General features: G+C 61.5%; 23 protein-coding genes and 1 tRNA gene. 10 read left to right on the forward strand and 14 right to left on the reverse strand.

The window, feature by feature from the left end; translation table 11 throughout:
* Positions 1 to 14 precede the first annotated feature (14 nt).
* From AC0L25_RS09300 to AC0L25_RS09310, 3 genes are all read right to left on the reverse strand, one after another.
* Positions 15 to 833, reverse strand: coding sequence for a DUF2189 domain-containing protein (locus AC0L25_RS09300; protein WP_473595223.1), 819 nt, complete (start codon positions 831 to 833; stop codon positions 15 to 17).
* A gap of 406 nt (positions 834 to 1239) precedes the next feature.
* The gene (locus tag AC0L25_RS09305; RefSeq protein ID WP_473595224.1) at positions 1240 to 2187 is read right to left on the reverse strand and encodes a heme o synthase; all 948 of its coding nucleotides are present in this window, start codon (positions 2185 to 2187) and stop codon (positions 1240 to 1242) included.
* Positions 2188 to 2274: 87 nt separating this feature from the next.
* The gene (locus AC0L25_RS09310; RefSeq protein ID WP_473595225.1) at positions 2275 to 2655 is read right to left on the reverse strand and encodes a c-type cytochrome; all 381 of its coding nucleotides are present in this window, start codon (positions 2653 to 2655) and stop codon (positions 2275 to 2277) included.
* A gap of 274 nt (positions 2656 to 2929) precedes the next feature.
* Between AC0L25_RS09310 and AC0L25_RS09315 the strand changes: the two genes are divergently transcribed.
* Both AC0L25_RS09315 and AC0L25_RS09320 read left to right on the forward strand, forming a co-directional pair.
* The gene (locus AC0L25_RS09315; RefSeq protein ID WP_473595226.1) at positions 2930 to 3817 is read left to right on the forward strand and encodes an alpha/beta fold hydrolase; all 888 of its coding nucleotides are present in this window, start codon (positions 2930 to 2932) and stop codon (positions 3815 to 3817) included.
* Between the two features lie 22 nt (positions 3818 to 3839).
* Positions 3840 to 4166, forward strand: a complete 327-nt coding sequence (locus AC0L25_RS09320; protein WP_473595227.1) for an antibiotic biosynthesis monooxygenase family protein — start codon at positions 3840 to 3842, stop codon at positions 4164 to 4166.
* 80 nt (positions 4167 to 4246) lie between these two features.
* On the opposite strand, the gene tig is transcribed toward AC0L25_RS09320, so the two are convergent.
* Complete coding sequence (gene tig, locus AC0L25_RS09325) at positions 4247 to 5719, reverse strand: trigger factor (RefSeq protein ID WP_473595262.1); 1473 nt, start codon at positions 5717 to 5719, stop codon at positions 4247 to 4249.
* A gap of 553 nt (positions 5720 to 6272) precedes the next feature.
* Entirely contained in the window at positions 6273 to 6989 is a 717-nt protein-coding gene (locus AC0L25_RS09330) for a hypothetical protein (RefSeq protein ID WP_473595228.1), read from the reverse strand.
* 459 nt (positions 6990 to 7448) lie between these two features.
* Here AC0L25_RS09330 and AC0L25_RS09335 point away from each other — a divergent pair.
* Positions 7449 to 7531 (forward strand) — tRNA-Leu (locus AC0L25_RS09335).
* 235 nt (positions 7532 to 7766) lie between these two features.
* A complete protein-coding gene (locus AC0L25_RS09340) occupies positions 7767 to 7898 on the forward strand; it encodes a hypothetical protein (RefSeq protein ID WP_473595229.1) in 132 nt (43 codons plus the stop codon).
* Between the two features lie 32 nt (positions 7899 to 7930).
* On the opposite strand, the gene AC0L25_RS09345 is transcribed toward AC0L25_RS09340, so the two are convergent.
* Genes AC0L25_RS09345 through AC0L25_RS09355 form a run of 3 tightly spaced genes read right to left on the reverse strand, consistent with a single transcriptional unit; the run spans position 7931 to position 11119 of the window.
* On the reverse strand, positions 7931 to 9379 hold the full coding sequence (locus AC0L25_RS09345; protein WP_473595230.1) for an aromatic amino acid lyase: 1449 nt from the start codon (positions 9377 to 9379) through the stop codon (positions 7931 to 7933).
* A gap of 52 nt (positions 9380 to 9431) precedes the next feature.
* Positions 9432 to 10013 carry a GDYXXLXY domain-containing protein gene (locus AC0L25_RS09350; RefSeq protein ID WP_473595231.1) on the reverse strand — a complete coding sequence of 194 codons (582 nt, stop codon included), beginning with the start codon at positions 10011 to 10013 and terminating at the stop codon, positions 9432 to 9434.
* Complete coding sequence (locus AC0L25_RS09355) at positions 10010 to 11119, reverse strand: DUF2157 domain-containing protein (RefSeq protein WP_473595232.1); 1110 nt, start codon at positions 11117 to 11119, stop codon at positions 10010 to 10012. Before AC0L25_RS09355 ends, AC0L25_RS09350 begins: the two co-directional genes overlap by 4 nt.
* Before the next feature lie 235 nt (positions 11120 to 11354).
* On the opposite strand from AC0L25_RS09355, the gene AC0L25_RS09360 reads away from it, so the two are divergent.
* Together AC0L25_RS09360 and AC0L25_RS09365 are read left to right on the forward strand one after the other, a co-directional pair.
* Positions 11355 to 11495: a DUF1127 domain-containing protein gene (locus AC0L25_RS09360; RefSeq protein ID WP_091596947.1), complete on the forward strand. Its 141-nt coding sequence runs from the start codon at positions 11355 to 11357 to the stop codon at positions 11493 to 11495.
* Positions 11496 to 11549: 54 nt separating this feature from the next.
* Positions 11550 to 11690: a DUF1127 domain-containing protein gene (locus tag AC0L25_RS09365; protein ID WP_023802557.1), complete on the forward strand. Its 141-nt coding sequence runs from the start codon at positions 11550 to 11552 to the stop codon at positions 11688 to 11690.
* A gap of 352 nt (positions 11691 to 12042) precedes the next feature.
* On the opposite strand, the gene AC0L25_RS09370 is transcribed toward AC0L25_RS09365, so the two are convergent.
* Positions 12043 to 12594, reverse strand: a complete 552-nt coding sequence (locus AC0L25_RS09370) for a hypothetical protein (RefSeq protein WP_473595233.1) — start codon at positions 12592 to 12594, stop codon at positions 12043 to 12045.
* Positions 12595 to 12743: 149 nt separating this feature from the next.
* Here AC0L25_RS09370 and trmFO point away from each other — a divergent pair, with 149 nt between their 5' ends.
* From trmFO to AC0L25_RS09385, 3 genes are all read left to right on the forward strand, one after another.
* Positions 12744 to 14156, forward strand: coding sequence for a methylenetetrahydrofolate--tRNA-(uracil(54)-C(5))-methyltransferase (FADH(2)-oxidizing) TrmFO (gene trmFO / locus AC0L25_RS09375; RefSeq protein WP_473595234.1), 1413 nt, complete (start codon positions 12744 to 12746; stop codon positions 14154 to 14156).
* 76 nt (positions 14157 to 14232) lie between these two features.
* Positions 14233 to 14535 (forward strand): type II toxin-antitoxin system ParD family antitoxin, encoded by a 303-nt coding sequence (locus AC0L25_RS09380; protein WP_473595235.1) that lies wholly within the window; start codon positions 14233 to 14235, stop codon positions 14533 to 14535.
* Positions 14536 to 14570: 35 nt separating this feature from the next.
* Entirely contained in the window at positions 14571 to 14834 is a 264-nt protein-coding gene (locus tag AC0L25_RS09385; RefSeq protein ID WP_473595263.1) for a type II toxin-antitoxin system RelE/ParE family toxin, read from the forward strand.
* An 86-nt stretch (positions 14835 to 14920) separates the two neighbouring features.
* Here the strand turns inward: AC0L25_RS09385 and AC0L25_RS09390 are convergent, their stop codons facing one another.
* The 4 genes from AC0L25_RS09390 to yajC form a co-directional block, all read right to left on the reverse strand.
* Entirely contained in the window at positions 14921 to 15751 is an 831-nt protein-coding gene (locus AC0L25_RS09390; RefSeq protein WP_473595236.1) for a phytoene/squalene synthase family protein, read from the reverse strand.
* Between the two features lies 1 nt (position 15752).
* Positions 15753 to 16142 (reverse strand): Mth938-like domain-containing protein, encoded by a 390-nt coding sequence (locus tag AC0L25_RS09395; RefSeq protein ID WP_473595237.1) that lies wholly within the window; start codon positions 16140 to 16142, stop codon positions 15753 to 15755.
* A 13-nt stretch (positions 16143 to 16155) separates the two neighbouring features.
* Positions 16156 to 18708, reverse strand: coding sequence for a protein translocase subunit SecDF (gene secDF, locus AC0L25_RS09400; protein ID WP_473595238.1), 2553 nt, complete (start codon positions 18706 to 18708; stop codon positions 16156 to 16158).
* A gap of 326 nt (positions 18709 to 19034) precedes the next feature.
* Positions 19035 to 19373 (reverse strand): preprotein translocase subunit YajC, encoded by a 339-nt coding sequence (yajC, locus tag AC0L25_RS09405; RefSeq protein ID WP_352954379.1) that lies wholly within the window; start codon positions 19371 to 19373, stop codon positions 19035 to 19037.
* Positions 19374 to 19660: 287 nt separating this feature from the next.
* Here yajC and AC0L25_RS09410 point away from each other — a divergent pair, with 287 nt between their 5' ends.
* Entirely contained in the window at positions 19661 to 20536 is an 876-nt protein-coding gene (locus AC0L25_RS09410; protein ID WP_473595239.1) for an ATP-binding protein, read from the forward strand.
* A gap of 163 nt (positions 20537 to 20699) precedes the next feature.
* Here the strand turns inward: AC0L25_RS09410 and AC0L25_RS09415 are convergent, their stop codons facing one another.
* Positions 20700 to 22193 carry a peptidoglycan DD-metalloendopeptidase family protein gene (locus tag AC0L25_RS09415; RefSeq protein ID WP_473595240.1) on the reverse strand — a complete coding sequence of 498 codons (1494 nt, stop codon included), beginning with the start codon at positions 22191 to 22193 and terminating at the stop codon, positions 20700 to 20702.
* Between the last annotated feature and the right edge of the window lie 16 nt (positions 22194 to 22209).

The raw sequence follows: 22209 nt of genomic DNA on the forward strand, positions 1-22209 counted from the left end.
AAGGCAGGATTTTTTCAGCTCGCCGGTTTGGTGGAAGCCGGCGATTCCACAACTTTGCGATAGACGTGCCAGGTGGCGTGACCGAGGATCGGCAGCACGACCGCCAACCCGGCGAACACCGGCAGCGAGCCTATGATCAGGGCGACGGCGACAATCAAGCCCCACACTGCCATCACGATCGGGTTCGCCAGGACCACGCGCACCGAAGTGTGGATGGCTTCATAGGCGCCGACGTCACGGTCGAGCAACAACGGGAACGCGACAACCGTGGTGCACAACACGACCGCGGCGAAGACGAAGCCGATGGCGTGGCCCAGGATGATCAGCGTCCAGCCGCGTCCGGTGGCGAATATTTCACTGATGAAGCTGGAGAGCGATTCCGGCGGCGCCGGGCCGAACACCTGCTGGTAAAATATCTGCGCGGTCAAAAGCCAGGCGATGAAGATCGCAAGCAGCATGATCCCGACCGCCGCGATGGCCGGCAGCGCCGGAGAATTCCTGACCTCGAAAGCGTGACCCCACGAGGCATCGAGCCCGGCCTCCCGCCTCCGGCTGATCTCATACAGGCCGAGCGCCGCGAATGGGCCGATCAGCGCAAAACCTGACACCAGCGGAAACAACAGCGGCAGCGCATTGTTGCCCGACGTCCAGACAGCGAGCACGACGCCGACAAGCGGATAGATCAGGCAGAGGAAAACGATATGCGACGGTTTGACCATAAAATCGTCGACGCCACGCTTGAGCGCGTCGAAAAGGTCGGAAACGCCGATCTTTCGAATTCTGGTGTGCTCCAGCGTCTCGCTGGCGCCTGCAATCACGTGAAAACTTGCCATGACCATTCCTCCAGACCAGGTCCGGTAAGGTCGCGATTTCACGGTGCTGCCGTTCAGCGTAACTGGCCACGCAAAACCGCGACCTGCACCATGGCCAACATACGCTCTTGCATGGGATTTGTCGCCGTCCTTTGTCTGAGGGGACGGCTCCGGTGATCCGGCTAGCTCTAACGGCGTTTCTTCGATATTCTCCAAGGTGGGTTGAAGGGTGAAGGTCATGGATGGAAAGACCGTTCTCATGCTCGGCCTTGGCGTAGTTATTCTGCTGTTGCTGGGGTTCTGCGCGGTGCCAACGTGAGGTTTGAGCAGGTTCGGGGCGGACCTCGTTCAGCAATCGCCGATTCTCAACTCAGCAAGCAATCCGAGAGCAACAGGATTCAATGCAGCCACGAGGCAGGTGATGCCGTCAATTTCCGGCTGACATGACGACACGCATTGCAATGGTATCGGCAAGCAGCACGGCAAAGATCGCGAAAAGATAGAAAATCGAATAGGCAAACAGCGCCTTTGCGCGTTTCATCTCCCACCCTTCAACACACCTTTTGTCGATCAGGAGCTTCCAGGCATGCCAGATGAAACCCGCGCCCAATGCCGCCGAAACGAGCCCGTACAATCCGCTCGCGAATCCAAAAGCCCAAGGCAGCACGCCGATTGGTGCCAGGATCAGTGAATAGACGAAGATTTGTTTTCTGGTCGAAGCCTGGCCGGCCACGTTCGGCATCATGGGAATGCCGGCGGCAGCATAGTCGCCGATCTTGAACAGGGCGAGCGCCCAGAAATGGGGCGGCGTCCAGAGGAAGATGATCAGAAACAGGATGAGACTTTCAGCTCCGACGGCGCCGGTGGCCGCCGCCCACCCGATCACCGGAGGAAGGGCACCCGCAGCGCCGCCTATGACGATATTCTGCGGCGTCGAGCGTTTCAGCCACATCGTGTAGATGACGACGTAGAAGAAGATGGTGAAGGCCAGCAGCGAGGCGGCAAGCCATCCCACCAGCACGCCGAGCGTCATGACCGAAAGTACGGAAAGCACCAGGCCGAAGCCGAGAGCTTCGCCTGGCATGACCCGGCCTGACGGGACCGGCCGCTTTGATGTGCGCGACATCAGCGCATCAATATCGGCATCGTACCACATGTTGAGTGCCCCGGCCGCTCCCGCTCCAACCGCAATTGCACTGATTGCAATCACGGCGATGGCCGGATTCATCGCCCCAGGCGCCACCATCAGGCCGACGAAGGCGGTAAAAACAGCAAGCGCCATGACGCGTGGTTTCAGAAGCGCGAAGAAATCACTGACCGTCGCTTCAGATATCTGGATACCGGTATCCTTGAGGCCGCTTTCCCTAGCCGACATTTCAGGCGACCACCGACGGGGACAGAGAATCTGGCCGCGCCAGGGGCCGGCGGAAGAACCGGGTTACTTCCTGGCGGAAGAACCGGGTCATTTGGAAAATTGCTTCAGATAGGCGATGACGTTGGCGAGATCCTCGTCCTTCTTGAGGCCGGGAAACGCCATCTTCGTACCCTTGATCATGGCCTTCGGGTCGCGAAGATAGGCCGTCAGCGTGGCTTCGTCCCATTTGACGCCGGATTTACCCGCCTCGGTCATGGGCTTGGAGTATTTGAACCCCGGATGTGTGCCGGCCGTCCGGCCGATAACGCCGCTCAACGACGGACCGATCTTGTTTTTGTCCTCGTCGACGACGTGGCAGGCCTTGCATTTGGCGAAGACCTTCTCACCCGCCGCGGCATCCTGTGCCTGCGATTGGTTTGTGATGAACGTCGCAACGGACACGACGGCAAAAAACGCGATTGCACGCATGGCATTCCCTCCCCGATCGCCAAACCTGTCTTGGACGATCTGCGCCTGCCGACACTTCGTCAGCATGCGCCCCTTGCACGACAGAGCGGAATATCCGCGTCTCCCGCATGGAATTGCGGCATCTACTTACCACAGAATCCGGCCGGCAGATAGATTGCCCCCGAAGCGATGAGGCAGCTCGATCGGCATCGAGCGCGATCGGAACGCATACCGGGTAAAGGCGTTAGACCAGCTACGGTTCAGCGTCACGAGATCAAAGATCAGAGAAGCGTCCATGAACGACAGGAGCGTCCTGGAGGTGCGCCACGGCACCCGCACGATCGATGGCGAGACGGTCTTTTACAGAGAAGCAGGTCCTGAAACCGCGCCGGTGTTGCTGCTTCCGCATGGCTATCCCTGCTCATCCTTCCAGTATCGCCGGCTGATGCCGGCGCTCGCCGATCGGTGGCGGACGGTCGCGCCGGATTTCCCCGGCTTTGGCTACAGTGGAACCCCCGATCCGGCACGGTTCGGTTTTGATTTCGACGCCTATGCAACTTTCCTGGAGCGGTTTACCGATGCGCTGGGGCTCGGCAGCTACGCGCTGTGGCTGCACGATTACGGCTCGCAGATCGGCCTGCGTCACGCTATAGCGCACCCATCGCGGATCAAGGCCCTCATCATCCAGAATGGCGACATCTACGCGGATGCTCTTGGCCCTAAATACGAAACGATCCGGCGCTTTTGGCGGGATCCTTCACCAGCGCACCGCGCGCCGCTCGAAAAGGCGGTGAGCGAGGACGGCTTTCGCGCCGAGTTCGTGGGCGAAGTCGATGACGACATCGCTCGACGTGTGCCGCCCGATCTGTGGAAGTTGCATTGGCCGCTGATGGATACGCCTGTGCGCCGTGCGCTTTCAGTCGGACTGATGGAGAAGCTCAAGGCTAATCTCGACTGGTTCCCTCGTTACCAGGCATACCTGCGCGAGCAGCGGCCGCCGGCAATGATCCTTTGGGGGCCAAAGGACGAATACATGCCCGAGCCGGCAGCGCGCGCCTATCTGCGCGATCTCCCGGAGGCCGAGCTGCATTTGCTGGACGACGCAGGGCATTGGCTGCTGGAAACCCATTTCGAGGCCGCCCTGCCGTTGGTGCGACGGTTTCTCGGCGAGGTCCTGCATTAATCCCCGCGCAGAGGAGCATTTCATGACCGACAACGCCACAATTGCCCGGATCTGGCGGGGAAGGACACGCCGCAATCTGGCAGACGTCTACGAGCCCTATCTGCGCCGCGAAGGCATTCCGCCGCTTCAGGAGAAGGCACTTGGCGTGCAGTTGTTTCGCGAAGATCGCGAAGAAGAAACAGAGTTCGTGACGATCTCGTACTGGCCTGACGTCGAAGCCATGGCGAGCTTCACCGGCGGCGACCCGCACAAGATCCACCACCTGCCGCGTGACGAAGAGTTTCTCATTGAACTGCCCAAGCGAGTGACGGTGATGCGGATCCTCGTCAATCAATTGCCTCGCGACTAGGGCAGCGGCGGCGTTGCGACATCGGCAGCAACGAAAAGGCCGCCCCGTGGGCGGCCTTTCACATCCAGCAGAATGCCGTGTTATTCGGCGTCCTTGGCAACTTTCTTCTTCGGCGCGGCCTTCTTCTTGGGCTCCTCCGCATCGTCGGCCTTCTTGGCGTCGGCCTTTTTCACAGCGGCTTTCTTCGCCGGCTTTGCCTTGGCCGTCTCGGTGTCCTCGTCGTCGGCCATCAACTCTTCCTTGCTGACCTTGACGTCGGTGACGGAGATCTGGCCGAGTAGATGGTCGACCACCTTCTCCTCGAACAGAGGCGCACGCAGCGTGTTCAGCGCTTCGGGATTGCTGCGGTAGAATTCGAAGGCTTCCTGCTGCTGGTTGGCCGGATAGCGGCGCACCTGCTCGAGCAGGCCGCGCTGCAGTTCCTCGTCCGACACGGTGATGCCGGCCTTCTCGCCGATCTCGGCGAGAACCAGGCCGAGACGCACACGACGCTCGGCAAGCCGCATATACTCGGCGCGCGCCTCTTCTTCCGTCGTCTCCTCGTCGGCGAAGGTGCGGCCGGCGGCTTCCAGATCGCGGTTGACCTGGTTCCAGATGTTGTTGAATTCGGCCTCGACGAGCTTCGATGGCGCCTCGAACGAGTAGGCGGCATCGAGCTGGTCGAGCAGCTGGCGCTTGATCTTCTGGCGCGTCATCGAACCGAACTGGTTCTCGATCTGGACGCGCACCACCTCACGCAGGCGCTCCAGCGACTCCAGGCCGAGATTCTTGGCCATCTCGTCGTTGATTTCCAACGCACCTGGCTTGGACACTTCCTTGACGGTGACGTCGAATGTGGCTTCCTTGCCGGCAAGATGCGCCGCCTGGTAGTTTTCCGGGAACGTGACAGTGACCTGCGTCTCGTCACCGGCCTTGCTGCCGACGAGCTGATCCTCGAAGCCGGGAATGAATTCCTTGGAGCCGAGCACCAGCGGCTGGTCGGTGCCGGCGCCGCCGTTGAAGGCTTCGCCGTCGATCTTGCCGACATAGTCGATCGTCACGCGGTCGCCTTCGGCGGCCTTGCCGGTCTTCGGCTCGTAGGTACGCGCCGATTCGGCGACACGCTGGACCTGCTCGTCGATTTCCGAATCCGGCACGTCGAACACCTGACGCGTCACCTTGATGTCGGAGAAATCCTTGATCTCGATCGGCGGAATGATCTCGTAGTTCAGCCGGAACTCGAAGTCGGCGCCGCCGGCCAGGATCTTCTCGGCCTCCTTCTCGTCCTCGGTCATGATCACTTCGGGCTGCATGGCGGCCTTTTCGCCGCGCCCGGTAATGATCGAACGGGTCGAATCGTTGAGGATCTCGTTGACCACTTCGGCCATGAACGACTTGCCGTAGACCTTGCGCAGATGCTGCACCGGCACCTTGCCGGGGCGGAAGCCGTTGATGCGGACCTTGTTCCTGGCATCGGACAGCCGCGCCATCAGTTTGGCTTCCATGTCACCGGCCGGCACGGTGATCTTGATCTCGCGCTTGAGACCGGAGTTGAGCGTTTCGGTGACCTGCATCATAGAACCTTTGTTTCCACCAATGAGCAGCCAAACGGCTCCTGCCGTTTACAGCCTGCCGGTATGATCTTGCCGGGAATGGCTTTTGGTGCGGGAACTTGGCGATCTGTCCGCCCAACGCGGCTCAAATCCTTCAAAAATACGCTCCAAAATGTGAATAAGTCTTTGTTTTTCCTACTTCTTATCACATTCTGCAGAAGCGGATCGTCGCATCCCGTCACATTCGACACGCCTTTTGTCACAGGCGCGGCTAATTTTCAACCATCTTCGCGTCTACAGCGCCGCGCGTCCTCTTGGACGCGTAAAGGACGCTGTAGGCCCTTGATTTTGGCGCGTGATCCTTTCCGAAAATCGGTTTTTCGACTGTCGGGATCATGCGCCCGCGAACGGCCCCTATTTTGACCGCGACATTGACAGAATGATGGCCCAGCGCAGCGATCCTGATGCAGAGAAGCCCGCCACGTTGCGAGTGGCGGGCCGGCCGCGAGCCCAGGAGAGTATTGTCAACGCCTCCACGGCCGATGCGATACTCTCGTTTTGCGCAATAGTCTCTTCAGCGGCGTGCGATCAGCAAGCAAAGCTCACGTAGGTCGCGATCGTATGTGCTGCCGCTCCCGAGCACGTCGACGCAGCGCTTCTTCATCCGTATCAGCTGGCTGCTGGACATCTGCGCGACCAGGCTCACGCCGTGAGTGCCGGGTGTTCCAGGAGCGCCGGGTGTGCCAGGAAGGGTTCCGCCGCCGACACCGACGCCCATGCCGACACGGCTCGTTCCACCAACATTGGCACCCAAACCCGGGGTAATGCCGCCGGTGCCGCCTATATTTGCCGCTGCGCCGGCAGTGATGCCACCGGTGCCGCCGAGATTGGCACCCAGGCCAGCCGTGACGCCACGAGTGCCGCCCACATTGGCGCCAGCACCGGCGCTAATGCCCCTGCTGCCGCCAATCGATGCACCGGCGCCGGCATTCACCCCGCTTCTGCCCCCGATCGAGGCGCGGAGACCAGCGGTAATGCGCTTTTTGCCGCCAACCGATGCACCGGCGCCGGCATTCACCCCGCTGCTGCCGCCGATCGAGGCGCCGGCCCCCGCATTGATGCCGCCACTGCCGCCGACCGAGGCGCCGAGACCGGCGTTTACGCCGCCCCGGCCGCCAACCGATGCGCCGGCGCCGACGCTAATGCCGCCTGCGTTGGAAGGAAAAGACAGAGATAAAACAAGTGCACCACCGGCCAAAGCTGTGGCGAAACGCTTAACGACATTTGCCATGACACTCTCCTTTGGTAGTTACCTCAGCAGCAGTTTCAAAGCCTGCTACTTTAGCGACAACGAACTCAGAGAGTTTTTGAATTGCTGACTCGGAATTTGTTTACGATCGTGACTTACGGGTAGCAAAAAATTCCGAATCAATTTGAATACGTTCCCAGGCAGAAAAACCTGACCGCCGATGAGTTCGTTCGCGCCGCCGTCGCCTACTTTGGGCGGAAGATCCGCGACGGGCCCATCTGGTGCTGATCTGGCCGACAGCTTTGCAAGAACCCTAAATATAATCCGTCAGGTCGAGCGCGATGCCAACGCGTGGCGCGGCGTGAAGTCCACCGGGCTCGGGCTGGGACTTGCCCCAGCGACTAACGTAGACGGCAACGTGGGGTCGAAAACCTCGAAAATCTAAGTCTTGAACTTATGACACGGCTTATGACATAGACGTGTTACGGTGACACAAAGCCAGCGGGTATGGCGGAATTGGTAGACGCACCAGATTTAGGTTCTGGCGTGAGAACGTGGGGGTTCGAGTCCCTCTACCCGCACCACTGCTCCCCTAGAAAAGTGGATTAAGGTTCCAGTGCCGAAAGGCGTAGGGTTCGTGTCCCTTCATCGCACCAAGTTTTTCGCCGGAAGGCCTGGAAACGCCGCATTCTCCAGGCGCGTTGTTCGGCAGAGCATCAATTGGCCCTTCTGAAAGCTGACCTGCTCAAGATGGCTGCCGGGAACCAGCCTCGGCGAGCCACGTTGCTAAGTCATGGACCTTCACGAAAGGATCGTGCAATGGCGAAAGACCTACCCCGCGAGGAAGAGCAACGCGGCACCGGAAAGGTCCTCATGTGGGGCGCCGTGATCATCGCTATGCTTTTTGTCGCCCTAATGGCCGTGTTCATCCTCGGGCCGTTCTGGTCGTAGCCACCATTGAGCATTGCGAAACTCCAGGCCGCCTACTCCTCGAAGACCTGGCGGGTGAACCATTCGGTCAAAGTCGCAAGTTCAGGTCCCAGCACGCGATCGTCGCCGACCGGCGGCACGATGCTTCTTACATCCGCGACGAACGACTGAAGCGCCGGAGGAGCCACGCGCTCGGTGACATGCAATGCCTGCGAGGCGATCACCGCCAGCATCGCCATCGCGGCATCGAGACAGCGGCCGGAGCGTGCTTCCTTCGTCCAGGCGAGGAACACGGTCGTGGCGACATCGTCCTGTCCGGCGCCGGCCGATTCCGTTCCCGGGATGAAGGTGCGCTGCGCCGAAAGTTTCGCCTGCTCCAGATAACCCGTGATCGCCATTGGCACATAGCCGACATTGCCGTGGCCGTCGCTGTCGCTCCAGTCCCGCCCTGTCAAAAGCAGATCGGGCAGGAGCGAGACCTTGCCGTTCAAAAGCTTCGAGGCGTGGCGGTCGCACAAGAGGCAGATGTCGGCCCATATCGCCGCCAGATCGTCCAGGGCGGGTGTGGCCATGGCATTGTGATAGCCGCCCGTGCTGATGCAGCGCCCGAGCGGATGCCCGTCGTCAGGCGGGATGTAGACCGGATTGTCCGATACCGAAGCGAGCGACACGGTGGCCGCCCGCTCCGCCGATGCCAGCGCGCGATGCGCGTGCCCGAGGATGCGAGGGACGATGCGGTAGCTGACCGGTGCCTGGTAATTGCGGCGCCCGGTGCCGGCGCCGGCAAGGAACTCCCTCAATCCCCTCAGGGCCGCCGCTTCGTGTTCATCGCCCCAAAGCGCATCGAGCGCCGGGTCGTAATGTTCGAGCGGCGCGCGAAACGCCTCGATCGAAAGCGCGAAGACTTTTTCGGCGAGGCGAATGCGGCGGCGAGCCGCCAAAGCCGCATCGGCCACGAGTGCGGCAGCGCAAGGCGAACCGTTGATCAAAGACCCGCGTTCCTTGACTTCCAGGTCGAAGCGCGTCGAAACTTCTGCAAAGAGCGGATAGAGGGCGAGGATTTCACCGGCACCGCCCTGACCGGAGGATGGCACCATGGGCATGGGTCCGCTGTCCAGCATCGCGGCGACGGCGAGCGCCATGCGCGGTGTCGTCGCGGCATTTCCCTCGAGGAAATTCGCCAGCCGGGCGAGCACGATCGCCCGTACCACGCGATCTGGCAAAGGCTCGCCGAATGATGTTGCGGCTGCGAACGCCTTGATGCGCGCATGGCGAACCCGCCCGCCAAGTTCGAGCCGCCTGCTCGCCAGTTCTCCCATAGCGGTGGTTACGCCATAGATGACCGGAACAGGGTCGGTTTCAATGAGACGCAGGAACGACGCGCGACACTCTGCGATGCGCTGCAAGGCCTTGCCGCTGATTTGCACCGTGTCTTTTTTCCAGGCGACGCGGAAAACGGAGCTGAGATTTATGTCTTCTCGTGTCGTCAGGATAGTTGTCATGTTTGATGCTGTCCGAGCGGCCACGCTTTCCCAATTCTAATCCGGGCCAATTCTAATAAAGTGGTTCCTCGAACAGCGTCTTGTCGCCGTCCATCAGCGCCTTGATCTGCGCGGCGCCATCGGCTGCGATTGCGACGCGGACGCCGAACGGCCGCACTCGCATGTCGTTCTGGATCGCCATCCCCTCGCCTTCCGGCAGGTAGAAGCGTTCGATGCCGTAATCCGGCGCGATGGTGGTGGCTGCGCTGAGATCCCACCCCACGGCCACATGCCCGATAATATCGGCTTCGTCGGATGCTGCCGGCGCCGGCGCTTGCCCGAACCAGGCCGTGGTCGCCTCCCAATAGCCGTCGGCGCCCTGCTTCAGCCTGACGACGATCGGCGTATCGTCGCTCGTCAGCTTACCGCCCGGAACGTTGGCGATCAGCTTCACCGGTATGCGCGAAATCTCATAGCCAAGGCGAATATAGTCGCCGCGCAGCAGATCGCGCGGATCGATCGGTTCGACCCTCAGCAGCACTTGCCTGCCGTCGCGCAAGATCGCCGCCCGTCCGGCGATGATCCAGCTCAGGAAGCCGATCTGGACGAGCGCCAGCACCACCGCCGAAACGATCAGCCTCTTACCGGTCATCATGCCGCCGCTCCTTCCACGCTCCGGGCCCTCATGCGCTTTTCCACGCGGAGGATGACAAAGGCAAGGATGCCGAGGAGCACAGCTGCCGCCAGGAAGAAGCCTGCCGTGTCGAGCATCGACTGCAACATCACCACATAGATGATGGCGAGTTCAAAGGCGAAGCCGGCATAGCCAACCCAGCGCAAGCCCCTGCTGTCGCGTCCGCCCAGCACAATTGCCGCGACAATGCCGGCAAGCGCAACGGCCGAGGCAATGGCAAAGCCGCTGCTTAAATCGGCTAATTCGAACTGGATCATCGCCAGGCCGGTGAGAAATCCGATCAGCGCGTGCAAGGGCAGCCGGCTGCCCAGCTGCACGATCTTGTCGACAGACCCGGCAGCGAAGATCGCAGCCGCGAAAAGCAGCACCGACACGACGACGAGCGGCACAGCGACCTGCAGCGTTTCGTATTCCGTAAACAACAGCACGAGATAGAAGATGATCGACAGGATGATCAGGTGCCGCGCCGCCTCGCTGCGGGTCCAGAACGAAATGGCGAACAACACGCTCGCCATGACGACGAAGAGATGCGGGAATTCCGTGCGACTGAAATAGTCGAAGCCCTTCAGGAACAGCCAGGCATCGGCAATGCCGACGGCAGCGACGGTCAGCGGGTTCGAGCGCAGCGCAACCGCCGCCAAGGCCGTGCCGGCGCCCCAGGTGATCAAGGCCGATGTCTCGTCGCCGGACAAATGATACATCTGGCCGATGAGCGCGATCGATCCGCCGAATGCCGCCGCGGCGACGATCCAAAGTGCCTCGCCGAGCGCAGCATGGTCGCGTGTCTTCAGCACCGCTCCGCCGACATAGCCGGCGAGGATGATGGCGAAGAGCGCTGCCACCCGCGCCAGCCGCGGGATGGCTTCCCAATTGGCGGCGACGAAGATCAGGACGGCCGCACCAAAAAGCAGCGCCGCCATCATCGCCAGGATCGAACCGAAGCTTAGCGATTTGCGCTCATTGGCCTCCACGTCGCGCGTCAGCGCGTCGGCCGTCGAGGCATCGATCAGGCTAGCCTGCCGCCATCGTGCGATATCGGTCCTGACGCGTGACGAATAGCTCGCCATGCTTTTCTCCCCAGATTGGTCTTTTTTTCAGCCGATCCCGCCAAACCGTTGACGCTACGGCTTTTCCGATTCGGGTTTATCTATGTCGAAGTCGTGAGTTGCCGGTGATGGTGCATTGCACAATTTGCATTGCTGCTATGCACCAATAGCGCTTTTAAATCGATATGACCCCACCTACCTTCAGGTCGTACACAAAGACGGAATGATCCGAAAGAAAGACGAAACGAGAAATACCATGAACCTGATCCGCAACTACCGCAACTGGCGCCGCTACCGGGACACCGTTTCCGAGCTGAGCCGCCTGAGCACCCGCGAACTGACCGACCTCGGCATCAGCCGCAGCGACATCCACTACGTCGCCCGCAAGGCGGTCTAATCCTCTTCGGACCGCAAATGGTCCGAACCAGTTTGACTTGAAAAGAGAACGACAATGAACCTGATCCGCAACTATCGTAACTGGCGCGTTTATCGCTCGACGGTTACCGAGCTGGGTCGCCTTTCGAACCGCCAGCTGCATGATCTCGGCATCGTCCGCGAAGAGATCAAGAGCATCGCCCGCAAGGCGATCTAGTCAAGGAATTTCGCCAGGGTCGACCTCCTCCCCGACCCTGACGAATACGGTCAGCCTTCACCTCCTCCCGAGGGTTGACCACAAAAACGGCGCCCGCCGCACCTCCTCCCGCGGCGGGCGCTGTTTAAAAGGACGAAACGAGTTTCGTCCTGGGGTTTCGCCCCCTTCATCAGGCGAAAGGAATTTCGTCAAAGCCGACCTCCTCCCCGGCGATGACGAATACGGTCGATCTTCACCTCCTCCCGAGGATCGGCCAGCAAAACGACACCCGCCGGACCTCCTCCCCCGGCGGGTGTTGTTGTTTTCAGGGTCGAGGCACTCTGAGAGCCGTTTTGGCGGGACGTCCCTGTCGTCAGTCCAGCGCACCGCTTTCCAGCACGCCCCGTGTCTTCCACTGGCTCAGCGGAAAAATGTCCGGTGCGCCGCCCATTGGCGCATACCAGGAATCCACCACCCATTCGGTGCCCCCGCGGTCGCTGATCACCGCTGTCCAATGGGGATAGCGCCCGTCGACAAACAGGCCTCGCGAAGCCTTGTCCTCGACCTTGTGAAACCTGAGCAGTTTTCGCTCGGCAAGGTAGACCAGCAGCGCATGCGTATTGGTCGATTCGTCGACACAGTCCATCTGGCCCCTGATGCGCGATGCACCGAATTCCGACTGCGGCAGATCGCGAATGCCGGTGGCCCAGAAAATGCGCTGCTCGAAATAGCGGACAGCCTTCGAAATAGCGGAGCGCTCGGCTTGGGGCGAACCCGCACCCGCACGCAGGATAGAGCGGAAACGCGCGCCGTCACCGGGGCCAAGCGCCAGCATCGTGCGATAGTTGCAACTGTAGCCGTGGCATATGGGGATCCGCTTGGAAGCCGTCGTGGCCAGTTCGCCGGCGGTCGCTGATCCGCCCACGGCGATCACGACTGTCAGAAATGTCGCTTTGATATAGACCCCGAGACTCCCGTCCATTTTTCGATAGTAGAGATTGCAGCACTTGGCGGCAACAGCGCCGCTAACTCGGGCAATTGCAATCGCAGCTACAAGCGACTATTTCGGCGCTCATGAGCAAGAATCCCATTCACGTCATCGGCGGCGGTCTCGCCGGCTCCGAAGCCGCTTGGCAGGCGGCCGAAGCCGGCGTTCCAGTCGTGCTGCATGAAATGCGTCCCGTCCGCGGCACCGATGCGCACAAGACGAATGGGCTGGCCGAGCTCGTCTGTTCCAATTCCTTCCGCTCCGACGATGCGCAAACCAACGCCGTCGGCCTGCTGCACGCCGAGATGCGACTGGCCGGTTCGCTGATCATGAGCGCCGGCGATGCGCACCAGGTGCCGGCCGGTGGCGCGCTGGCCGTCGACCGCGACGGATTTTCCGAAGCGGTGACCAAAAAGCTCGAAGCGCACCCGCTCATCACCATCCAGCGCGAGGAGGTGCCCGGCCTGCCGCCGGCGGAGTGGGACCAGACGATCATCGCCACCGGCCCGCTGACCGCACCTGGGCTCGCCCAATCGATCGCGGAAATGACCGGCGCCGATGCGCTCGCCTTCTTCGACGCCATCGCGCCGATCGTGCATTTCGACACGATCGACATGGACATCTGCTGGTTCCAGTCACGCTACGACAAGGTCGGGCCCGGCGGCACTGGCAAGGATTACATCAACTGTCCGATGGACAAGGAACAGTACCTTGCCTTCGTGCAGGCGCTTGTCGACGGTCAGAAAACCGAATTCAAGCAATGGGAAGGCACGCCCTATTTCGACGGCTGCCTGCCGATCGAGATCATGGCCGAGCGCGGCGTCGAGACGCTGCGCCATGGGCCGATGAAGCCGATGGGGCTGACCAATGTGCACAATCCATCGGTGAAGGCCTATGCCGTCGTGCAGCTTCGCCAGGACAATGCGCTGGGCACGCTCTACAACATGGTCGGCTTTCAGACCAAGCTGAAGCACGCCGAGCAGGTGCGCGTGTTCCGCACCATCCCGGGCCTCGAAAATGCCGAATTCGCCCGCCTCGGCGGTCTGCACCGCAACACCTATATCAATTCGCCGACCCTGCTTGACCATTCGCTGCAGCTGAAGTCGCGGCCCGGCCTGCGCTTCGCCGGCCAGATCACCGGCTGCGAGGGCTACGTCGAAAGTGCGGCCATCGGCCTGCTTGCCGGGCGCTTTGCCGCCGCGGAACGGCTGGGCCAGGCGCCGGCGCTACCGCCGTTGACCACAGCTTTTGGCGCGCTGCTCAACCACATCACCGGCGGTCATATCGTTTCCGACGACGAACCGGGAAAGCGCTCCTTCCAGCCGATGAACATCAATTTCGGCCTGTTTCCCCCGGTGGAAGCGCCGAAAGCCGAGGGAAAGCGCCTGCGCGGCAAGGACAAGACCGTCGCCAAGCGGCGTGCGGTGACGTCACGCGCGCTGGCGGACTGCCGCGAATGGCTGGGGCTGGATTCATTGGCGGCGGAAGCGGCGGAATAGTCCGCCGTCTGTTCTTGTCGATCGGGCGACAGGAGAGTAGGATACTATCCTACTCTCCATCATAGGGAGCAATTCCTTGGAATCCGCCGAGAAACTGTCCGTCACCGTCACGCCCGCAATGGCGCGCATGATCCGCGAAAAAGTCGAGGACGGCTCCTTCGGATCGGCAAGCGAGGTCATCCGCGCAGCGCTTCGCGCCTTCCAGCGCGAAGAGGAAGAGCATGCCGAGCGCATGGCGTCGATCAGGGCGCGCGTGAAGGCATCGATCGAGGATACAAGGCCGGCCGTCCCGCTCGAAGAGGCAATCGACAGGGTAAAGAGCCGGATTTCGCAACTCGCGCGAGACAATGATGATCCAGCGTCTCGCCGTCGTTCTTAGAGGCTATTACCGATCTCGAAGCGATTGCTGCCTACATCCTTGAGAGCAGCGGAAGCGAAAACATCGCAGATGGTTTTGTCGATCGGATTAAATATCGCTGTCAGAGCATCGGCAATGCGCCTCGCGGCGGCCGGTCGCGTGACGACATCGTTCCGGGATTGCGAACAGTACCGTTCGAGCACTCCGCCATCATCGCCTACGTTGTCGATGGCGATCTCGTCCGCATCGTCAACATCTTCTACGGCGGCAGCGACTATGAGACGCTGATGCGCGATGGCGGATCGAGCGATCCATCATGATGGACAAGTTACTCGCCCAGCTCAACGAGCACGGCGGCAGTCCCGGCTTTCCGTTCCTCTCTGGGTTCCTTCACATTTGGCAGTCTTCAGGCGTCCGGCCAGCCTCGCGTCGCACGCCGGAACAGCAGCCAATGCCGGCGCCAGGCCGAGAGCCGCGCCACGCCGTTTTCCATCTTGCCGAGATAGGCGCGCGACAAGGCCAGTGGCAAAAATGCCGGTCGCAGCGAAACCGGCAAGATCGATGCACCCTGCTCGAAAGCGGACAAATGCTCCTGCGCCAGTGCAATCATCGCGGCGACAGCGCGTTGCGCTCCAGGCCCACCATCGCCCGTAACGAACTCCTCCGGCGACGACCCTGCCGCGGCCAGAATGTCGACCGGGACAAAGCATTGCCCGCGCTTGCGGTGCAATGGCAGCAGCAGCAAAAGGCCGGTCATCGCTTGTGCACAACCTGCCCTGCCTGCAAGTTCGGCGAAGCGCGGCGCTGCGACGGGATCGAGTACCATCGCTGCAAGTTGGATGAGCGCCGCTGCGGTCTCGCCGCAATAGCCTTCCAGATCTGTGCGCGACGGCATAGGGTCGTCATAAAGATCGAAAACGCGGGCTTCGAGCATGTTCTCGAAGGCAGGTTTCGGCAGGCGGTGGGTGGAAATCGTCGCCTTCAACGCGTCCGCAACGGGATGGCCGATGCCTGCCCCGGCGTCCTCGGCTGCGATGACATCGCGCCACCATTGCAGCCGCACCTCGCCCGGCAGCGCCTCGCGGATACGATCGCGAATGCCTGATATCTCGGCATTGAAAGCATAGAGCGAAAAAAGCGCGTCACGCTTGTCCTCGGGCGCGTAGAGCGCGCAAACATAGCGGTCATGATCGGCGGCTCGCACCGTCTCCATGACGATTTTGGTGTTTTCGGTCACGTCACTCGACGGCAATCAGCGCGGCGGCCACCGCACGGTTTTCCGCCAGAAGAACATTGTAGGTCCGCACGGCCGCGCCGGTCGACATTGGATCGGCCGCAATGCCCACCGCCTTCAGCGCAGCACGCAGCGCCGCCGGCAACGGCCTGAGATCCTTGCCGGCGCCGACCAGCAGGATCTCGACCTTGTCAGCCTCGTTGAGCAGCTTCGCGAAATCGGCCGCAGTCAGGCTCAGGGGATCAGCCGGTTCCCAGCCATAGATGCCCGACGGCAGGCACAGGAGCGAGCCGCGGTGCGACATGTCGGCGAAACGAAACCCACCATTGCCGTAGGCCTCGATCGGGGCACGGCCAGGGAAATGCGCTTCGCGGATGACAATGCCTTTGGTCATCCTCGGCTGCCCGTCAGGTTGCCATGGCTTTGCCACCGCTCACCGGCTTCTCCTCATCGGCCGTCGCCGCCTCCGGCCGGAGCTTGAACAGGATGAGCAGTGGCGCGGCGATAAAGATCGACGAATAGGTTCCGAAGACGACGCCGAACAGCATCGCCAGCGTGAACGAGCGGATTACCTCGCCGCCGAACAGCACCAGCGCCAGCAGCGCTAGCATCGTCGTCACCGAGGTCAGCGTCGTTCTGGACAGCGTCTCGTTGATGGCGTTGTTCAACAATTGCGGCAGCGGCATTCTCTTGTATTTTCGTAGGTCTTCGCGAACACGGTCATAGACGACGATCGTGTCATTGAGCGAATAGCCGATGATGGTGAGTATCGCCGCAAGCGACGACTGGTTGAATTCGAGACCGGTGATGACGAAGAAGCCGATCGTCATGACCACATCGTGGACGGTTGCGATGATGGCGCCGACCGCAAACTGCCATTCGAAGCGGAACCAGACATAGATCAGGATTCCGAGCAGCGCTATCAGCATGGCGATGGTGCCTTGCTTGGCGAGTTCGCCGGAAACCGTCGGTCCCACCACCTCGACCCGGCGGAAATCGTAATGGTCCTGCAACTCGCCGCGCACTTTGTCGATGACGGTCTGTTCGGCGTTCTCGCCGCCCTCCTGCGTGCCGACGCGAATCAAGACGTCGTTCGGGTCGCCGAACTGCTGGACCTGCACTTCGCCGATGTTGAGTTCCGAAAGCCTGCCGCGGATATCGGCAATATCGGCAGTGCCCTCCTTGGCCTGGACCTCGATCAGCGAACCGCCCTTGAAGTCAATGCCGTAATTGATGTCGACGGTCATGAACAGCACGACCGCCAGGATCGACAGCACGCTGGACAGCGCGAATGTCCAGCGGCGGATGCCCATGAACGGAATTCTCGTGCCCGGCGGGACGAAGGTCACCGGCGCGCGCGGCAACTCCTTCGGGCGGGCGCGGCGAAGCCAGATCGACACCAGCAGCCGGGTGAAGGTGAAGGCGGTGAAGACGGTGGTCAGAATGCCGATGGCGAAGGTTACGGCAAAGCCCTTCACCGGCCCGGTCCCGAGCCAGAACAGCACCACGGTCGCGATCAGCGAGGTGACGTTCGAATCGACGATGGTCGCCAGCGCTTTCGAAAAGCCCGTGTCGATCGCCTGGATCACCGAGCGACCGTTTCGCCGCTCCTCGCGGATACGCTCGTAGATAAGGACGTTGGAATCGACCGCCATGCCGATGGTCAACACGATACCGGCGATGCCGGGCAATGTCAGCGTCGCGCCGAGCAACGACAACAGCGCGATAATCATCGCCACATGCACCGCCAGCGCGATGTTGGCAATGAAACCGAGAAAGCCATAGGCCACGAACATGAACACGACGACGAGGATGGAGCCGATCACGCCGGCGACCTTGCCGGCGTGAATGGAATCCTCGCCAAGCCCAGGGCCTACTGTGCGCTCTTCGATCACCGTCAGCGTCGCCGGCAGCGCGCCAGCACGCAACAGCACGGCGAGGTCATTAGAGCTCTCGGCGGTGAAATTGCCTGAGATCTGGCCGCTGCCGCCAAGGATCGGCTCGCGGATCTGCGGCGCCGAAATCACCTGATTGTCGAGGATAATGGCAAACAGCTTGCCGACATTCTGCGAGGTGGCCTGGCCGAAACGCGCCGCTCCTTTGGAATCGAAGGTGAACGAAACCACCGGCTCATTGGTCTGGGAATTGTACGTCGCTTGCGCATCGACGAGATTTTCGCCCGAAACGATGACGCGGTTCTCGATCAGGTACGGAACCGGCGGATCATCCTGCGAATACAACACCGAGGATCCCGCCGGCGGTCGACCGTTGAGCGCGTCCTGCACCGGCATCGACGGGTCGACCATCTGGAAGGTCAGCTTGGCGGTCTGGCCAAGAATGTCCTTCAGCCGTTGCGGATCCTGCAGGCCCGGCACCTGGACCAGGATGCGGTCGTCGCCTTGGCGTTGCACGATCGGCTCGGTGGTGCCGAGTTCGTTGACGCGGCGCTCGACGACTTCGAGCGACTGCGCCAGCGCCGTCGACGTGCGGTATTTGATGCCGGCATCGGTGACAGTGAACTTGAGCAGGCCGGGCTCGGAATCATCCAGCGACATCTCCTGGACGGAGCCGCCGCTGAACAGGCCGGCGGCCACCGGGTCGGTCAGTGTCTTCAGCGCCGTCTTGGCGGCATCGACCTGGCCGGGATCGGAGATGCGGACCTGCACGGTCCGGCCCGATCCGGCAAGGCCGGTATAACCGATCTTGGCGTCGCGCAGCAGTGTCCTGATTTGGTCGCGCGTCGTCTCCAGCCGATCCTTGGTCAGATCGTTCGGATCCATCCTGAGCAGGATATGCGAGCCGCCCTGCAGATCGAGGCCGAGCGTCATCTGGCGCTTCGGCACCCAGTCGGGAAGCTTGGCGAGCGTGCTTGCCGAAAAAAGATTGGGCGCAGCGAGGATCACTGTGGCGGCCACGGCCAGCCAGATCAGGATCATCTTGAAGCGCGAGAAATAAAGCATAAGGCGTCGTCCGTCAGGGCGTACTGGCGGATCGTTCCGCCTGGAATTGGGTTATTTCTGGGCGTTCTGGCTCGCCACCGGCTCGCCTTTTGGTCCGCATATCGGCGATTGTCGAGCACGGGTCAGTCACTTTGGTGCTGCCATCGGGCTTTCTTCAACTATTGTCAATCTTGCCGGCAAGGCACCAGCGCGCAATGGCATCACGATATCGTTGGCGCCCTGTGACGAGTGGCCAGCCAGACCAGAGTCGTCCTGAGCGCGAGAAATACAAGCAAATGGCGTCGTCCGTCAGGGCGTATCCGCGGGTCGCTCCCCAGAAATTTCGGTTATTTCTTGGCGTTCTGGTTCGCCACCGGCTCGCCCTTGACGCGCACATCGGCAATCGTCGAGCGCAGCGCCGTTACCTTGGTGCCGCCGCCGAGATCGATCTCGAGCTCATTGTCGTCGATCACCTTGGTCACTTTGCCGACGAAACCGCCGCCAGTGATGACCGTGTCGCCCCGGCGAACCGCCGCCAGCATCTCGCCGCGCTTCTTCAACTGTGTGCGCTGCGGCCGGATGATCAGAAAATACATGATCACGAAAATCAGGACAAACGGCAAAATACTGATGAACATATCCGGGGAGGCGCCGACGCCTTGGGCATATGCCGGTGTCACGAACATCGAGGTACTCCTGAATTTTGAAAAACAGCCGCCAACCGTCCTAGGGAAATTTTGGCGGCCCCGTGAAATTTCGCCGGAATATAGTCGGTAAAGTTGCCAATGCAACTGCGGTCGGGCATTTCGGCTGCTTTTCCGGCTGGTTGAGCCGTGTTAGAGCATGGTCCCGAAAAATGGAGCTTTCGGAAAAGATCATGCTCTAACAAAAAGTTGGAGCCGGTTCCGAAACCGCCGGAATCAAATAGGTCCCGTTGTCACATTTTCCTGAATGCAAAAACAAAAGACAAGAAATGAGCGACAGCACCATTGAAGCCCTGAATAAGAAGCTCGACCGCCTGATTGAGGCGGTCGCCCGCCTCGCTCCGCCGCCGGTGCCGGAAACCGATCTCGGCGAGGCCGATTGCTTCGTCTGGCAGGCTGATCCCGGCTATCTGGAGCCGGTGCTCAAGGTCAACCGCGTCGACATCGGCCTGATCCGCGGCGTCAACCGCGTCCGCGACATACTGGTCGACAACACCAAGCGTTTCGCCTCCGGTTACGCCGCCAACAACGTGCTGTTGTGGGGCGCGCGCGGCATGGGAAAGTCCTCGCTGGTCAAGGCCGTGCATGCCGCAATCAACGCGTCGGCAAAGCTGGACCTGCCGCTCAAGCTCATCGAGATCCACCGCGAGGACATCGACACGCTGCCGAAGCTGATGAATTTGCTGAAGGCAGCACCTTACCGCTTCATCCTGTTTTGCGACGACCTCTCCTTCGACCACGACGACACGTCCTACAAGTCGCTGAAGGCCGCGCTCGAAGGCGGCGTCGAGGGCCGCCCGGCCAATGTCATCTTCTACGCCACTTCGAATCGGCGGCATCTTTTGCCGCGCGACATGATCGACAATGAGCGCTCGACCGCCATCAACCCGTCGGAGGCAGTCGAGGAAAAGGTTTCGCTGTCGGACCGTTTCGGCCTCTGGCTCGGCTTCCACAAATGCTCGCAGGACGAGTATCTCGACATGATCGACGGCTATGTCAGCCATCACGGTCTTGCCATCGATCCCGAGACGCTGCGCGCCGAGGCGCTGGAATGGGCAACGACCCGCGGCAGCCGGTCGGGCCGCGTCGCCTGGCAGTTCACCCAGGATTTGGCAGGCCGGCTTGGCAAGTCCCTCAAGGATTAGACCATGATCCCGAAAAGCGGAGCCCGGTTTTCGGACAAGATCATGGTCCAGAAAAGCGACTGAAAAAGCCCGCCCCTTGCGGAGCGGGCTGAGCCGGCGGGCCGGACTGGAGGTCAGGCGGCGCGCAATCGCTTTTCTTGTTCTATTCGAGACCGACTTTCTTTTATTCAAGATAGGTCGAAGGATCGACCGGCGCCGAATTCTTGCGCACTTCGAAATGCAGTTTCGGCGAGTCGGTGGTGCCGCTCATGCCGGACTGCGCGATTTCCTGGCCACGCTTGACCTTCTGGCCGCGCTGGACCTCGATCGAACGGGCGTGGCCATAGACAGTGACCAACCCGTTCTCGTGGCGCACCAGCACCGTGTTGCCGAATTCCTTGAGGCCATCGCCGGCATAGATGACGACGCCGTTCTCGGCCGCCTTGACCGGGGTTCCTTCCGGAACGGCGATGTCGACACCGTCCTTGCCGCCGCCAAAGCTGGAGATCACGCGGCCGCGTACCGGCCAGCGCATCTTGCCGATACCGGTGGCGTTTGGCGCCACCGCGTCGTCATCCTCTGCCTGCTGGATAACCTTCGCGGCCTTTTGGGGCGGTGTGTAGGCGGCGAGCGTCTCCGACGGCGTGGTCGTTGCCGCAGGCGGGGTGGTGGCAGTCGTTACCGGATCAACCTTTGCCGGCTTGGCGCTGGCAACCGTCGCGGTTCCGCCAGCCGGCACCTTCAGGGTTTGGCCGATCTTGAGCAGACCGTCCTGCATGCCGTTCGCCTGCTTCAACGCAACCACGCCGACGCCGGTCTTCCTGGCGATGGCCGATAGCGTATCGCCCTGCTGGACCGTGTAGGTGCCACCGGCACCGGCCGCCTTGGGTGCGGCGCCCTTCGGCTGGCTTGCTGCGGCCGAGGCATCCATCTGCGCGGCGGACTTGCCCTCCTTGAGCTTCGGCTGCTGCGGCAGCACGGCCACCATCTCCGGCACCTTGGCCGGCAAATCGTGCTTGGTATCGTTCGCAGGCTTGGCGTCCGCAAGCTTTGGCGCCGGTTTCTTGCCCGAATAGGCATAGGCCGGGATGACGAGCGTCTGGCCGGTCTTCAGCCCGTTGGTCGCGCTTAGCCCATTGACCTTCATGAGGGCATCGGCGGGCACGCCGTAGCGCCGCGACAGGCCGGAAATGGTCTCGCCATCCCTAACGATGATCTCGGTTGCACGCGGTGCACCGCCTGCCGTCGCCATGCGCGGAGCGTCAGGCTGCGCGTTCTTGAACGGCTTTGCCGCTGTCCCGGTCGCAGTACGGTCAACCTGTGAGGCTGCGGGCACAGAAGCGGTGCGAGCCGGACTGGCGGTGGCGGCCGGCTGCGACTGGCTGACCGGCGGCAATTGCTGCGTCGTAACCGGTTCGAGGCTTGAGCGACTGACCGACTGGGTATGGCTGCCGTCGAGCGGCGCGGCCGACACCGGCGCATCGCCTGGATAAGGCTGTGCGGCGTCCTGCTTGTCGATGATGGCGCGCTGGTTGTTGGTCGAGGAGGTAAAGACGTCATCGACGCTGTTGAACCGCGAGACCTGGGAACTGCATCCCGCCGCGGTGCCCGCAACCATAAGGACAGCGAAACCACGCGCCAGGTTGCGTCCGTTTGCCTTCAAAATACTGAATTGCATCGCTTTTACCCGCAGA

It is taken from the genome of Mesorhizobium sp. WSM4813, assembly GCF_055811555.1.

Excerpts from the sequence above, each read along its gene's own strand:
- AC0L25_RS09300 (WP_473595223.1), bottom strand. The coding sequence starts at position 833 with ATGGCAAGTTTTCACGTGATTGCAGGCGCCAGCGAGACGCTGGAGCAC.
- AC0L25_RS09305 (WP_473595224.1), bottom strand. The coding sequence starts at position 2,187 with ATGTCGGCTAGGGAAAGCGGCCTCAAGGATACCGGTATCCAGATATCT.
- AC0L25_RS09310 (WP_473595225.1), bottom strand. The coding sequence starts at position 2,655 with ATGCGTGCAATCGCGTTTTTTGCCGTCGTGTCCGTTGCGACGTTCATC.
- AC0L25_RS09315 (WP_473595226.1), top strand. The coding sequence starts at position 2,930 with ATGAACGACAGGAGCGTCCTGGAGGTGCGCCACGGCACCCGCACGATC.
- AC0L25_RS09320 (WP_473595227.1), top strand. The coding sequence starts at position 3,840 with ATGACCGACAACGCCACAATTGCCCGGATCTGGCGGGGAAGGACACGC.
- tig (WP_473595262.1), bottom strand. The coding sequence starts at position 5,719 with ATGCAGGTCACCGAAACGCTCAACTCCGGTCTCAAGCGCGAGATCAAG.
- AC0L25_RS09330 (WP_473595228.1), bottom strand. The coding sequence starts at position 6,989 with ATGGCAAATGTCGTTAAGCGTTTCGCCACAGCTTTGGCCGGTGGTGCA.
- AC0L25_RS09340 (WP_473595229.1), top strand. The coding sequence starts at position 7,767 with ATGGCGAAAGACCTACCCCGCGAGGAAGAGCAACGCGGCACCGGAAAG.
- AC0L25_RS09345 (WP_473595230.1), bottom strand. The coding sequence starts at position 9,379 with ATGACAACTATCCTGACGACACGAGAAGACATAAATCTCAGCTCCGTT.
- AC0L25_RS09350 (WP_473595231.1), bottom strand. The coding sequence starts at position 10,013 with ATGATGACCGGTAAGAGGCTGATCGTTTCGGCGGTGGTGCTGGCGCTC.
- AC0L25_RS09355 (WP_473595232.1), bottom strand. The coding sequence starts at position 11,119 with ATGGCGAGCTATTCGTCACGCGTCAGGACCGATATCGCACGATGGCGG.
- AC0L25_RS09360 (WP_091596947.1), top strand. The coding sequence starts at position 11,355 with ATGAACCTGATCCGCAACTACCGCAACTGGCGCCGCTACCGGGACACC.
- AC0L25_RS09365 (WP_023802557.1), top strand. The coding sequence starts at position 11,550 with ATGAACCTGATCCGCAACTATCGTAACTGGCGCGTTTATCGCTCGACG.
- trmFO (WP_473595234.1), top strand. The coding sequence starts at position 12,744 with ATGAGCAAGAATCCCATTCACGTCATCGGCGGCGGTCTCGCCGGCTCC.
- AC0L25_RS09395 (WP_473595237.1), bottom strand. The coding sequence starts at position 16,142 with ATGACCAAAGGCATTGTCATCCGCGAAGCGCATTTCCCTGGCCGTGCC.
- secDF (WP_473595238.1), bottom strand. The coding sequence starts at position 18,708 with ATGCTTTATTTCTCGCGCTTCAAGATGATCCTGATCTGGCTGGCCGTG.
- yajC (WP_352954379.1), bottom strand. The coding sequence starts at position 19,373 with ATGTTCGTGACACCGGCATATGCCCAAGGCGTCGGCGCCTCCCCGGAT.
- AC0L25_RS09410 (WP_473595239.1), top strand. The coding sequence starts at position 19,661 with ATGAGCGACAGCACCATTGAAGCCCTGAATAAGAAGCTCGACCGCCTG.
- AC0L25_RS09415 (WP_473595240.1), bottom strand. The coding sequence starts at position 22,193 with ATGCAATTCAGTATTTTGAAGGCAAACGGACGCAACCTGGCGCGTGGT.